Source organism: Phytohabitans aurantiacus (genome assembly GCF_027923225.1).
Classification (GTDB): Bacteria; Actinomycetota; Actinomycetes; order Mycobacteriales; family Micromonosporaceae; genus Phytohabitans; species Phytohabitans aurantiacus.
In genome coordinates this window covers 19,482-32,351 of record NZ_BSDI01000005.1, presented here as the reverse complement: position 1 = coordinate 32,351, position 12,870 = coordinate 19,482, and the positions used below count along the sequence as shown (strand labels likewise).

Genomic DNA, 12,870 nt, shown 5'->3' with positions numbered 1-12,870 from the left:
ATGTCCACAGTAGAGACCACACCGGCACTGGACCGGTCCGGACCGCCGACACCGTCGGTGGCCCGGACCGGGCGCCGCCCCGCCGGCAGGATCAACCGCCAGACGCACCCGATGTGGTTTCTGGGACCGGCGCTGGCGATCCTGCTGGTGTTCTTCTTCCTGCCCACGCTGTTCAACTTCATCTACGCGTTCACCGACTGGTCGGGCTTCAAGGCCGAGATCAACCCGGTGGGCTTCGCGAACTTCGAGGACCTGGCGTCCAACGGCACGCTGTGGCGCGCGCTGCGCATCACCGTCGTGTACGCGGTGCTGGTGGCCATCTTCCAGAACCTGTTCGGGTTCGCCCTCGCCGTGCTGCTGGAACGGGACACCCGGCTCAACCGGATCGCGCGGGTCTTCTTCCTCATCCCCGTGCTGATGTCGGCGCTCGCCGTCGGGTACATCTTCCAGGCCCTGCTGAAGCCCGGAAACCTGTTCACGTACGCGTGGCTGGGCGACACCACCTGGACCATCGTGGTGGTCGCGGTCATACACGCCTGGAAGTGGATGGGCCTGTCGATGCTCATCTACCTGGCGGGCCTGAAGACGATCCCGGAGGACATCATCGAGGCGGCGCGCATCGACGGCGCCTCCCGGTGGCGGACCTTCTGGCGGATCCGGTCGCCGCTGCTGGCACCGGCGGTCACGTTCAACGTGGCCACCGCTCTGCTGGGCTCGATGAACGGGTTCGACATCGTGCAGGCCACCACCGGCGGGGGTCCGGCCCGCACCACCGAGATCCTGAACATCTTCATCTACCGCACCTTCGGCCAGGGCCTGTTCGCCCAGGCCACCACGATGAGCCTGGTGCTGTTCCTGCTCGTCGCGCTGATGGCGTTCCCGGTGATCTACGTGCTGCGCAGGCGGGAGGCGGTGCTGTGAACTCCGACGCTCAGATCTGGCGGCGACTGCAGCCGATCGTCACGGTCCTCCTGGTGGCCTCCGTCATCGGGATTCCACTGTGGCTCGTCGTGGCGACCGCCGGAAAGTCGCAGGGCGAGGCGCTGAACCCCAACCTGTCGCCGCCGTCCGAATGGCACCTGTGGGAAAACCTCCGCCAGGTGTGGACGGACGGCGACGTACCGGCCGCCTTCTTCGGCAGCCTGCTCGTCGTCGTGCCCACCGTGTTCGGCGTGCTCGCCTTCGGCAGCCTGGCGTCGTGGGTACTGGCCCGCCGCGCCACCCGCCTCAACGCGGTGCTGTACGCCCTCGGCATCAGCGGCATCGTGCTGCCGCCGGCGGTGGTCACCGTGGTGCTCCTGCTGCGCCAGCTCGGCCTGGCGGGCACCGCGATCGGGATGATCGGCGTCTACATGGGAATCTACATGTCGACGGTCATCTTCTTCGTCACCGGCTTCGTCCGGACGATCCCGGAGTCGCTGGAGGAGGCCGCGCAGATCGACGGCGCCGGCCCGCTGACGGTGTTTCGCAAGGTGGTGCTGCCGATGCTGCGGCCGGTACTCGCCACCGCCACCATCCTCATCTGCCTGTACGTGTGGAACGACGTGTTCTACGCGTTCTTCGTCATCGGCGGGCGCATCGACACCCTGCCGCTGAACCTGTTCCGGGTCGCGAGTGCGGGCCTGTACCTCAACAACTGGCACCTCATCTTCGCCTACGTGATCCTGATGAGCCTGCCGCTGATCGCTGTCTTCGCGATCGCGCAGCGCAAGATCATCTCGGGTATCACGAGCGGCGCCGTGAAGTAATAGGGAGACTTGATGCACCGGATTGCCAAGCTGACGGCGACCTGCGCCGTCATCATGCTCGTGGGAGGCACGCTATCCATGCCGGCGGCGGCTGAAGAGTCCAGTGACGTTCTCAGCGTCGACTTCTCCCAGACCACGGGAGACTTCCGGGGCGGCGCGACGGGCACGCTGTACGGGTTCGGCGACGACGGGGCGCCCACCCGGGCGCTCATCAACGGCGCCCACATCACCAACACGTCGCAGAAGGCGCCGTACGGCACGCAGCACCCCAGCGGCGACGCGCTCAAAGTGGAAGACGGCTTCTTCGCCAAGCACGGCAAGGAGATGTGCATCTACGTCCAGGACTACTACCCGGAGTGGCCGTACAACGGCGGCCGGCGTCCCGGCGACGACCGCACGTACAACCAGGCCGACGGCACCTACACCTCGACGCCGAACGGTATCTGGGACTACCTGGAGGTCGTCGAGTTCGTCACCGAGGCGGTCGCGACCGGATCGGCCCGCCCGAAGGACTACCTGTTCATCCCGTTCAACGAGCCGGACGGCGGCAACTGGTACAACGACTGGGGCACGCTCAAAGACACCTTCCTCGCCGACTGGAAGGCGACGTACGACAAGATCCAGGAGGTGTACGCGCGGCACGGGCTCGGGCACGCGCGCATCGGCGGCCCCGGTGACACCCGCTGGCAGCCGCAGCGTTCCGCCGAGATCCTCACGTTCGCCAAGGCCAACAACGTGCTGCCCGACGTGTTCATCTGGCACGAGCTGGGCATCAACAACCTGAGCACGTTCCGCGCCAACTACGCCGCGTACCGCCAGCTGGAGAAGGACCTCGGGATCGACCCGATCCACGTCAACATCACCGAGTACGGCATGCTGCGCGACATGGGCACCCCGGGCCAGCTCGTCCAGTGGCTGTCCATCATGGAAGACCTGAAGATCGACGGGCAGACCGCCTACTGGGCCTACGCCGGCAACTTCAACGACAACAGCGCCCGCGCCAACGCCGCCAACGCCGGATGGTGGATGTACAAGTGGTACGGCGACCTGGAAGGCGGCAAGACGGTCGCGGTGACGCCGCCGGCGCTGAACGCCGTCGACACGCTCCAGGGAATCGGCGCCATCGACACCCGCAACAAGCGCGCCACCGTCCTCTTCGGCGGCGGGAGCAAGCCGGTGTCGCTGCGCCTGAACGGCCTGCCGCGCTGGGTCTTCGACGACCTGGTCGACATCGAGGTCCGCGAGATCACCCTCTCCGGCGCCGAAGGTGTCTCCGGCACGCCGCGCGTCATCAAGGCGCTCGACGGTGTGGCCCTCACGAAGCGGTCCGCCACCCTGGAGGTGCCCACCTACGACCGGTACGCCGCTTACCAGGTGCTCATCACGCCCTCCCAGGACCGTGCTGTCACCGCGAGTCCGGTGTGGACGGCCAGCGTCGAGGCGGAGAGCACCGCGCTCACCGACGCCACCGTGTACTTCCAGGACCCGCTGGCCGGCGGTGGCTGGAAGTTCCTCGCTTCGGGCAGCCACGACGTCGGCTCGTTCAACAAGCCGACCTCCAAAGCCGACTGGACCGTCACCGTGCCGCGCGACGGCCGGTACCGCTTCCAGGTGATCGGCGGGACACCGGGTACGCCGGGACGGCACGCGCTCTTCGTCGACGGTGCCAACCCGACCATCGTGCAGTACACCGCCGACCTGGCGCTCACCTTGTACCAGAAGTGGCAGTACCGGGGCAGCGTCGAGGTCACCATCCCGCTGACCGCCGGCCAGCACACGCTGTCGCTGCGGTCCAGTCTGGACGGTGCGAGCGTGCTGCCGAACTCCGACATCACGCTCGACAAGTTCCTGCTGACCGACGTCACCGACGGCGAGCCGACGGTGTATCCGGCGTCCACGCTGCGGTACGCCGGTGGCGCCCGCGTCACGTACGACGTCCCGGCGGCCCGGGGGTACGCCTCCATCCAGGGCAAGAAGGACCGCGCCGACGCGTACGTGCAGGCGTGGGAGACCGGTTACCACGACCTGACGCTGGACTACCGAAGCATCGCCGCCACCGACGCCACGGTGTCGGTCAACGGCCGGGAGGTCGCGACGTTCAAGCCGCGTAAGGCCGGTGCCTGGCGCTCCACCGTGCGCGCGCACCTGAGCCAGGGCATCAACGAGGTCGAGGTGCGTTCGAAGAACGGCATCCTGCTCCAGCAGCTGACCACGACGCGCACCCCGGACGCCGACAGCGCCGCGGTCACCATCCAGGCGGAAGACACCATCCGCCACGGCGGGGCGGCGGTCACCACGTACGCCGACAACTCCGGCAGTAACGCGTCGGGCCTGAAGGGGATCGGGTCGGTCGGAAACGGCGCCGGAAACACGTTCGAGATTCCCCGTGCGGCGGGCTTCGACAAGCCGGGCGACTACGACATCGCCGTCACGTACGCCAACGCGGAGCTCAGTGGGCGCCACGACTACAACCCGCAGGTCGTCGACCGCCGGCTCAACGTGACGGAGACGGGTGGCGGCAGCGGATACGCCTACTTCCGGTACACGTACGCGTGGAACAGCTTCCTGGAGCGCACCATCCCGGTGACCCTGACCACCGCGAACGGCAGCCTGGTCTTCGGGAACCCGTCCGCGTGGGCGCCGGACATCGACAAGGTGGTCATCGCCCCGGCGGTGGTCGGCGTGCCCACCACCGTTCCCGCTCCCTGACTCTTCGGCAAGATCAGGGCGTCCCTCAAGTAGCTCTAACGACTTGAGGGACGCCCTGATCACGAAGGGGTGGGGAGGGGAACGCGGGCGTAGGCGCGGACGTCGGCGTCGGGGTCCGTTGTCGCGAGCGTGCGCAGCGCCTCCGCCACCTCGGGGCGGTCGGCCCACGGCGCCAGCGAGCGGACCGCGGCCCGTCGCACGTCGTGGTTGGCGTCGCCGGTGGCGGCCAGCAGCGACGGGATCGCCGTCTCCGGCGGCGCCCCGCCGAGCGCCACCGCGGCGCCCTCGCGCACCTGCCACGCCGCGTCGGAGAGGCTGGCGACGGCCGTGAGTTCGAGCGGCGAAGGGCAGCCCAACGCCGCCGCGGCCACCAGGGCCGCCGCCCGCACCAGCGCCTCGCCGTCGGCGGCCAGCCGCGCCAGCAGCGGCGCGCCGGCGGGTACGCCGATCGTCCCGAGTCCGTGTGCGGCGGCGACCCGCACCTCTCGGGCCGCGTCGGCCACGGCCGGTTCCAGGGCGGCGGCCGCGTCGAGTCGCACCAGTCCGCGTACCGCCTGGAGCCGCACCGACACGTCGCCGTCGGCCAGGGCCGGTGCGAAGTCGGCGAGGGTGCCGGTGCCGGTGACCCGCAGCAGCTCGGTCACCACCGCGCGGACCGCCGCGTCGGCGGAGCCCGCGCGGGAGCGCAGCGGCGCGCCGACGGATGGGGGCAGGACGTCCGCCAGCTCCCGCAGTGCCGCCACGGCGGCCGCGCGAACGCCGGCGTCGGTGTCGGCCAGCGCCACCACGAGCTCCGGGGCGGCGCCGTCGGCCGCCGACTCTGTCAGGGCCGCGATGGCGGTACGCCGCACGTCGGGGTCCACATCGGACAGGTACGGCCGGAGCGCCACCGCGTCGGCCTGCTCGTCGGCGAGCCGCAGCACCTCCAGCAGCCGCCCCTCGGCGACAGCGGTCCGCGCGGGTGCGGTGTCGGGCGTGGCGGCGGCGCCAGCGAGGACGGCGCGCGCCGGCTCGACGACCTCGACCGCGTCGAAGTCGACCGGTGTGAACCCGTCGACGGGCACCAGATACGGTGCGACGGGGCGCTTCACGAACGTCATCTCGCCATCCGGGGAGCGGCGCAGGTTGAGGTGGCAGAACCAGTCCTCGTCGTCGCGTTCCGGCGTGTCGGCCCGGTCGTGGTAGAGGCCCCACCGGCTCTCGGTGCGCACGAGCGAGGCGCGCGCGGCCATCTCCGCGCAGTCCCGGATGAACGTCACCTCGGCGCAGCGCATCAGCTCGTGCGGGGTGCGGCCACCCATGGCGTCGATCTCGTCGCGCATCCGCTCGAACGCCTCGACGGCGATGTCCATCTTCGCGGCGGTCTTCGGCGGGGTCAGGTAGTCGTTGACGAAGCGGCGCAGCTTGTACTCGACCTGTGTCTGCGGTGGACCGTCCGGATTGGACAGCGGGCGGTAGATGAGGGCGTGCGCCTCGGCCAGCTGATCCTCCGGCAAGGGGCCTTCGACGGGCGCCAACCCGGCGGCGTGCGCGCCGGCGAGCTCGCCGAACACGAACGCGCCGATCATGTAGTTGTGCGGCACGCACGCCAGGTCACCGGCGGCGTAGAGCCCGGGTACCGTCGTCGCGCCGTGCTCGTCGACCCACACGCCCGATGCCGAATGCCCGCCGCACAGCCCGATCTCGGAGATGTGCATCTCCACGTCGTGGGTGCGGTAGTCGTGGCCCCGCCCGGCGTGAAAGGTCCCCCGCGTCGGGCGTTCCGTGCTGTGCAGGATGTTCTCCAGCGCGGAGATGGTCTCGCCCGGCAGGTGGGTGAGCTTGAGGTAGATGGGCCCGCGCGCCGAGGAGATCTCCCGGGCCACCTCGGCCATCATCTGCCCGGACCAGTAGTCGCAGTCGACGAACCGCTCGCCCCGGTTGTTGACCTGGTACCCGCCGAACGGGTTGGCCACATAGGCGCACGCGGGACCGTTGTAGTCCTTGATGAGCGGGTTGATCTGGAAGCACTCGATCCCTGACAGCTCCGCCCCCGCGTGGTACGCCATCGCGTACCCGTCACCCGCGTTGGTCGGGTTCTCGTAGGTGCCGTACAGGTAGCCGCTGGCGGGCAGCCCCAACCGTCCACACGCGCCGGTCGCGAGGATGACCGCGCCCGCCGACACGGTGACGAACTCCCCGGTGCGGGTGTGCAGCCCGGCCACCCCGACGGCACGCCCGTCCCGCGTGAGCACCCGTACCGGCATCACCCGGTTCTCGATGCGCACCCGTTCGCGCATCTTCCGCTCGCGCAGGACCCGGTACAGCACCTTCTTGATGTCGCGCCCCTCCGGCATCGGCAGGACGTAGCTGCCGTTGCGGTGCACGCGACGCACCGCGTACTCGCCGTGCTCGTCCTTCTCGAACTTGACGCCGTACCTCTCCAGCCGCCGCACCATGTCGTACCCGCGGGTGGCGGTCTGGTGGATGGTGCGCTGGTTGACGACGCCGTCGTTGGCGCGGGTGATCTCGGCGACGTACGCCTCGGGCGTGGCCTTGCCGGGGATGACCGCGTTGTTGACGCCGTCCATGCCCATGGCGAGGGCGCCGGAGTGCCGCACGTGCGCCTTCTCCAGCACCAGCACGCGCGCGCCGTTCTCGGCGGCGGAGATGGCGGCCATCGTGCCGGCCGTGCCACCGCCGACGACGAGCACGTCGCAGTCGAGCTCCAGCCGGTCGGTCAGGGACGGGGTGCGCACGGCTCGGCCTCCAGGACGGGCTCCAGGGCGGTCAGGATCCGGGTACGGGCGGCGGCCACCTCGGGCGCGCCGCGGGCGTCGACGTCGCGCGGGTGCGGCACGTCGACCAGGTCGCGCACGCCGTCCGGGGCGAGCACGGCGACCCGGTCACCGAGCAGCAGCGCCTCATCGACGTCGTGGGTCACGAAGACCACGGTGGCCGGCGACGCGTCGCGCACCTCGATGAGCAGCCGCTGCATCGCCGCCCGGGTCTGCGCGTCAAGGGCTCCGAAGGGCTCGTCCATGAGTACCGCGCGGGGTGCGCCGGCGAGCGTGCGGGCGAGCTGGACGCGCTGGCGCATGCCGCCGGAGAGCTGGCCGGGCAGCCGCCGTTCCTGACCGGCGAGGCCGACCCGGGCGAGCCACTCGGCGGCACGGGCGCGGCGCTCGGAGCGGGGTACGCCGCGGATGGCGAGGGGCAGCTCGACGTTGCGCCGGGCGGTGCGCCAGGGCAGCAGCGCGTCGTCCTGGAAGACCAGTGCCCGGTCCGGCGACGTGCCGCGTACCGGTTCGTCGCCGGCGAGCAGGGTGCCGGCGCGGGGCGGCAGCAGCCCCGCGAACGCGCGCAGCAGCGTGGATTTGCCGCACCCCGACGCCCCGGCGACGGCGAACAGCTCGCCGGGCTCGATGGCGAGGTCCACACCGGACACCACGGGCGCGCCGTCGTATCCGAGGCTGAGCCCCTCGGCCCGCAGCGCGATCATCGCTGCCGTTCCCGGGCTCGGGCGGGCAGCCAGCGGGTGGCCCGGCGGCCGGCGAGCTCGACGGCTCCGGCGGTGGCCCAGCCGAGTACGCCGATCGTGGCCATGCCGACGAGCACGCCCGGGTAGTCGACGATCGTGTACGACTGCCAGGTGCGGTACCCGATGCCGAAGTCCCCGGAGATCATCTCCGCGGAGATGACGCAGATCCAGGACACGCCCATGCCCACCGACAGTCCACTGAAGACACCGGGCAGGCTGCCGGGCAGCACGACGCTGGCGAGTACCCGCAGCCGCCCGCCGCCCATGGTGCGCACCGCGTCTTCCCACACGGTCGGCACGGCGCCCACGGCGTGCCGGGTACTGACCAGGATGGGGAAGAACGCCGCCGTGAACGTGATGAACACGATGCCCTGCTCGTTGGTGGGAAACACCAGGATCGCCACCGGCACCAGCGCGATCGCGGGGATCGGCCGTACCACCTCGAACAGCGGCTGGAGCAGGTCGGCGAGCACCCGCGACCGGGCCACGGCGACCCCGCACGCCACCCCGACCACGGACGCCAACGCGAACCCGGTCAGGATGCGGATGAGGCTCTGCGTGATGTCCAGGTAGTACTGGCCGCTGGCGAGGTGGTGGCCGAGCGACTCGCCGAGCTCGGCGAGGGTGGGCAGCCGGTCGAAGCGCACGCCGAGGTTGATGTCGGCGGCCGTCACCCACTGGTACAGCGTGAGGGCGGTGGCCAGCGAGCCGGCCCGCACCAGCCAGCGTAGCCAGGTCGGGTACCGGCGGCCGTGCCGGGCGGTCGCGGTGATGGGCCGCGCCGGTGCCTCCTCCGCCGTGCCGGCCAGGGTCAGCGTCGTCATGCCGCTTTCACCGCCTCGGCGTAGGAGACGACGGCCGCGCCGGCGTGACCGGCCACATAGGAGTTGGCCAGCGTCGGTGTGGTGAACGGCTTGAAGCGCTCCTGCTCCGGCGCGGCGGGGTCGCGTACCCAGATCGCCTTGTCCGCGAACCAACGGGTACCGGTGGTGGTGTCCGGCACGTACACCGCGCGGGGCGGCTGGGCGGCTGCCCGTACGGCCCGCAACAGGCAGGTCGGTGTCGCGGCTGGTCGGGTGGTGTCGGAACCCGCCGGCCACACTTCGCTGGCGGTCGCCGGGTCGCCGGCCGCGCGCCCGCAGACCGGGTCGTCGCCGGTGATCGCGGCCGGGTTCGCCGTGGACGCCGCGTCCTTGTCGTACCCGTCCCCGTAGACCGCGCGGAGGTAGCTGTCGTCGACGTACGCGGAGAGGTCGATACCCTGGAGCACGCCGATCTCCTTCAGGAACGGCACGTCCTGGGCGAACGCGTCCCGCAGGACCTGCTTGACGGTGGTGTCGAAGGTGGACACTCCGTTGGGTCCGTTGTAGAGGTACACGACCTCGGCGGGCAGCCCGGTGGCCTCGGCGACGCTCTTGGCGGCGGCCAGCGGCTGCTCGTGCAGGTACTTCGTGGCGTCGATCTGCGCCTGGAGGAAGGCGCGCACCACGTCGCCCTTCTCGGTGGCGTAAGCCTCACGGACGACGACGCCGTGAAACGTCGGTACCCCCAACTGGCCGCCGTCATAGAGCAGGCGCGCCTGCCCTTGGTGTACCAGAAGGCCCGGCCATGCGACGAACTGGGACAGCGCCGCGACCGCGCCCGACCGGAGCGCCGTCGCGCCGACCTGGGGTTGCTGGTTCTCGGTCTTGAAGTCCTTGGTCGGGTCGAGCCCGGCCTTGCGGGCGGCCTGGACCAGCAGCCCGTGGCCGGCGGAGCCGACGCTGGTCGACACGGTCGCGCCGCGCAGGTCGGCGAGCGTGCGGACCTTCGAGTCGGGCGCGACGACGATGCTGTTGAGCCCGCCCCGCGTGTTGTATCCGGTGATGGAGACGAACTTCGTGTGGGTCTGCGCGGTCTGCTGGCCGCGCGCGCCGTTGATGAGCAGCGGGTAGTCGCCCATCGAGCCGATGTCTATCTTGCCGGCCATCATCTGGGCGGTGATCGGCGCGCCGGTGTCGTAGTCCTGCCATGTCACCGCGTACTTCTTGCCGTTCTTCGCGCCCAGCTCGGCGAGGCGTTTCTCGAAGTATCCCTGGGCGCGCAGCAGCGTGCCGGCGGTGACGGTGTTGATGGTCTTGGACTGGTACCCGACGACGACCTGTTCGGCGCCGGCGGCGGTGTCGGCGGTGGCGTCCGCGACCGAGCAGCCGGCCGCGGTCACGGTGAGGGCTGCCAGGGCGGCGAGCGTGCGCATGGCGTTCCTTCCTGTTACCGGAGCAGGTAGGGCATGTTGACGGTCACGGCACCGGTGGGGCACCGCGCGGCACACGGCCCGCAGTACCAGCACTCGTCGACGTGCATGTACGCCTTGTTGGTCTCGGGGTCGATGGCGAGCGAGTCGAGCGGGCAGACGTCGACGCACAGGGTGCAGCCGTCGATGCAGAGGCTCTGGTCGATCGTCACCGGCACGTCGACCCGCTGGTTCACGAGTGCCACGTGGTCTCCTTCAAGAGCGGCTTTAAGAGCGGCGCAGCTGGCCGGTCATCGTGATGCGGTCGCCGCGGAACCGGATCCACTCCAGGTCGACCGGGCGCCCGTCGGCGAGGTGGGTGAGGCGCTCGACCATCAGCAGCGCGGCGTGGCCGGTGGTGTCGAGCAGGGCCGCCGTGTGGGGGTCGGCGTTGACCGCCTCGACGGAGATGTCCGCGCTGCCGAGCGGCTGCCCGGTGATCTCTTCGAGCATGACGAAGATGTCGCGGCCCGCGAGGTCCTCGCCGAGCAGCGGCTCGCCGACGTCGCGGGGGAGGTACGTCAGGTCGAGCGACAGCGGCAGGCCGCGCAGGTGGCGTACCCGCTCGATGTAGACGATCTGGTCGCCGCTCTCCAGGCGCAGGCGGCGGGCGACCGCCGAGGGCGCCCGGGTGAGCGCGACGGCGCGCACCTCGTTGGTGATGTCGCCGTGCTCGCGCAGCGTCTCGGCGAGCCCCATCAGGCGGTGCAGCCCGTGCGGGTACTTGCCGGTGACGACCGTGGTGCCGATCCGCGGCGCCCGTTCCACGAGCCCCTCGGCGACCAGCAGCGAGAGGGCCTCGCGGACCGTGTTGCGCGAGACGCCGAACTCGCCGCACAGCTGCTCCTCGCGCGGCAGCGTCCCGTCGTCGAACGCCTCGGCCAGCACCTGGTGGCGCAGCACGTCGGCAACCTGCCGCGCGCGGTCCGCGCGGCGCCGTGCCTCCTGGGTACTCATGCCGGAGACCCTACAAAGACGGTAGGAATAGTGGGAAGAGTGCCGCCTTTCCGCCACCTGCGACCGCTGTAAGATGCCGCTTGACCTGGGGAAACGTGTCGGGTGGGCGCTATTGCGCTACCCCGGCCGCCCGGATGGTGGGACCGGCTCCTCGAAGCACGCCAGCCATTTGGCGAGCAGTCCCTGGAGCTGAGCGGCGTCCTCGGCCGACAGGCACTCCAGGAGGCGGTGCTCATTGCGTACATGTGCCGCGAAAGCCTGGTCGATCAGCTCGCGGCCGGCGGCGGTGAGCGCCACCACGCGGCCCCGGCCGTCGGTCGAGCTGGGGCGGCGGGTGACCAGCCCGTCGCGCTCCAGCCGGTCGATGCGCTTGGTCATCGCGCCGGTGGTCACCATCGTGAAGGCGGCCAGCTCGCCGGGGGCCCGCTCGAACGGCTCGCCCGCGCGCCGCAGCATGGCCAGCACGTCGAAGTCACCCTCGCCGAGCCCGAACCGCCGGTACACGACCAGCAGCTGCTCGGTCAGGTGGCCCCCGAGCCGGTGCAATCGCCCGATCACTCCGATCGGCGTCACGTCGAGGTCGGGGCGTTCCCGGGCCCAGCCCTGCTGGATGCGTGTGACGTGATCGTCAGGGGCAATATCTTCCACGGAAGCTACTGTAGCTTCCGTGGAAGGTAATTTCCGGTGGGTACTGGTCACCGCGTTCGCGCCGGTCGCCTGGGGGACCACCTATCTCGTCACCCACCGCTACCTGCCGCCGGACCACCCGATCTGGGGTGGCGCGTTCCGGGCGCTCCCCGCCGGCCTGCTGCTCCTGCTCGTGCGGCGCCGGCTGCCGCGCGGCTCCTGGTGGTGGCGCTCCGCCGTGCTCGGCGCGCTCAACATGGGTGCCTTCTTCGCGCTCGTGTACATCGCCGCGCAGACCCTGCCCAGCAGCGTCGCCTCGACCATCATGGCGACCTCGCCGGTCGTCATGATGGCGTTCGCGTGGGCGGCGCTGTCCGAACGGCCGCACGCGATCCGGGTACTGGGCGCGCTCATCGGTATCGGCGGCGTCGGCCTCATGCTGTTCGACGGCGGCGGCGCGGTCAGACTGACCGGTGTCCTCGCGTCCGTGACCGCGATGACGATGTCGTCGTTCGGCTACGTGCTTGCCAAGAAGTGGAGCGCCGACGTCGACGTCTTCTCGCTCACCGCCTGGCAGCTCGTCGCCGGCGGCCTCGTCCTCCTGCCGGCGGCGCTCGCGGTGGAGGGCGCGCCGCCGGCCCTCGACGGGCCCGCGCTGCTCGGATTCGGGTACGTCACCGTGGTGGCGACCGCGGTCGCGTTCGCTGCGTGGTTCACCGGCCTGCGGCACCTGGGCGCCGGCACGGTCGGCCTCGTCGGGCTGCTCAACCCGGTCACCGGGGTGCTGCTCGGCACCGCCGTCGCGGGCGAGCGCCTCGCCGCGCACCAGATCGCCGGCGTCGCGCTGGTCCTGGGTGGCATCGTGCTCGGCCAGCTGCGCTCGACGAACAGGGCGCGCTCGAATAAGGCGCGCTCGAATAAGGCGGGCGCGGTGGCGGCCCGACCCGCTACCGTGAAGGTATGAGGACGCACACCGCCGCGACCGCGCGAGCTGCCAGCTCGACGGTCGCCGCTGCCTGATCTCCTCAGCCCACTCA

At 70.8% G+C, this 12,870-nt stretch carries 11 protein-coding genes; 4 read left to right on the top strand and 7 right to left on the bottom strand.

Annotation, left to right across the window (positions count from 1 at the left end; all coding sequences use genetic code 11):
- From QMG73_RS06470 to QMG73_RS06460, 3 genes are read left to right on the top strand one after another with little or no spacing between them, the layout of a single operon-like run.
- Complete coding sequence (locus QMG73_RS06470) at nt 1-921, top strand: carbohydrate ABC transporter permease (RefSeq protein WP_281893101.1); 921 nt, start codon at nt 1-3, stop codon at nt 919-921.
- Nucleotides 918-1,748 (top strand): carbohydrate ABC transporter permease, encoded by an 831-nt coding sequence (locus tag QMG73_RS06465; RefSeq protein WP_281893100.1) that lies wholly within the window; start codon nt 918-920, stop codon nt 1,746-1,748. The genes QMG73_RS06470 and QMG73_RS06465 overlap by 4 nt, the downstream gene beginning before the upstream one ends.
- Before the next feature lie 12 nt (nt 1,749-1,760).
- Nucleotides 1,761-4,457 (top strand): carbohydrate-binding protein, encoded by a 2,697-nt coding sequence (locus QMG73_RS06460; RefSeq protein WP_281893098.1) that lies wholly within the window; start codon nt 1,761-1,763, stop codon nt 4,455-4,457.
- Nucleotides 4,458-4,516: 59 nt separating this feature from the next.
- On the opposite strand, the gene QMG73_RS06455 is transcribed toward QMG73_RS06460, so the two are convergent.
- The 7 genes from QMG73_RS06455 to QMG73_RS06425 all read right to left on the bottom strand — a co-directional run bounded on the left by QMG73_RS06455 (nt 4,517) and on the right by QMG73_RS06425 (nt 11,854).
- Nucleotides 4,517-7,195 (bottom strand): fumarate reductase/succinate dehydrogenase flavoprotein subunit, encoded by a 2,679-nt coding sequence (locus QMG73_RS06455; RefSeq protein WP_281893097.1) that lies wholly within the window; start codon nt 7,193-7,195, stop codon nt 4,517-4,519.
- A complete protein-coding gene (locus tag QMG73_RS06450; protein ID WP_281893096.1) occupies nt 7,177-7,938 on the bottom strand; it encodes an ABC transporter ATP-binding protein in 762 nt (253 codons plus the stop codon). The genes QMG73_RS06455 and QMG73_RS06450 overlap by 19 nt, the downstream gene beginning before the upstream one ends.
- Nucleotides 7,935-8,801: an ABC transporter permease gene (locus QMG73_RS06445; RefSeq protein WP_281893095.1), complete on the bottom strand. Its 867-nt coding sequence runs from the start codon at nt 8,799-8,801 to the stop codon at nt 7,935-7,937. Before QMG73_RS06445 ends, QMG73_RS06450 begins: the two co-directional genes overlap by 4 nt.
- A complete protein-coding gene (locus QMG73_RS06440) occupies nt 8,798-10,213 on the bottom strand; it encodes an ABC transporter substrate-binding protein (protein ID WP_281893094.1) in 1,416 nt (471 codons plus the stop codon). Before QMG73_RS06440 ends, QMG73_RS06445 begins: the two co-directional genes overlap by 4 nt.
- Nucleotides 10,214-10,227: 14 nt before the next feature.
- Nucleotides 10,228-10,455, bottom strand: a complete 228-nt coding sequence (locus tag QMG73_RS06435) for a 4Fe-4S dicluster domain-containing protein (protein ID WP_281893093.1) — start codon at nt 10,453-10,455, stop codon at nt 10,228-10,230.
- Nucleotides 10,456-10,477: 22 nt separating this feature from the next.
- Nucleotides 10,478-11,206 (bottom strand): GntR family transcriptional regulator, encoded by a 729-nt coding sequence (locus QMG73_RS06430; RefSeq protein WP_281893091.1) that lies wholly within the window; start codon nt 11,204-11,206, stop codon nt 10,478-10,480.
- A gap of 117 nt (nt 11,207-11,323) precedes the next feature.
- Nucleotides 11,324-11,854 (bottom strand): MarR family winged helix-turn-helix transcriptional regulator, encoded by a 531-nt coding sequence (locus QMG73_RS06425; RefSeq protein ID WP_281893089.1) that lies wholly within the window; start codon nt 11,852-11,854, stop codon nt 11,324-11,326.
- Nucleotides 11,855-11,873: 19 nt separating this feature from the next.
- Here QMG73_RS06425 and QMG73_RS06420 point away from each other — a divergent pair, with 19 nt between their 5' ends.
- The gene (locus QMG73_RS06420) at nt 11,874-12,797 is read left to right on the top strand and encodes a DMT family transporter (protein WP_281893088.1); all 924 of its coding nucleotides are present in this window, start codon (nt 11,874-11,876) and stop codon (nt 12,795-12,797) included.
- Nucleotides 12,798-12,870 lie beyond the last annotated feature (73 nt).

Bases quoted from the DNA above. Each gene is read 5' to 3' on its own strand.
- QMG73_RS06470 (WP_281893101.1), top strand. From the start codon at position 1: ATGTCCACAGTAGAGACCACACCGGCACTGGACCGGTCCGGACCGCCG.
- QMG73_RS06445 (WP_281893095.1), bottom strand. From the start codon at position 8,801: ATGACGACGCTGACCCTGGCCGGCACGGCGGAGGAGGCACCGGCGCGG.
- QMG73_RS06430 (WP_281893091.1), bottom strand. From the start codon at position 11,206: ATGAGTACCCAGGAGGCACGGCGCCGCGCGGACCGCGCGCGGCAGGTT.
- QMG73_RS06450 (WP_281893096.1), bottom strand. From the start codon at position 7,938: ATGATCGCGCTGCGGGCCGAGGGGCTCAGCCTCGGATACGACGGCGCG.
- QMG73_RS06460 (WP_281893098.1), top strand. From the start codon at position 1,761: ATGCACCGGATTGCCAAGCTGACGGCGACCTGCGCCGTCATCATGCTC.
- QMG73_RS06440 (WP_281893094.1), bottom strand. From the start codon at position 10,213: ATGCGCACGCTCGCCGCCCTGGCAGCCCTCACCGTGACCGCGGCCGGC.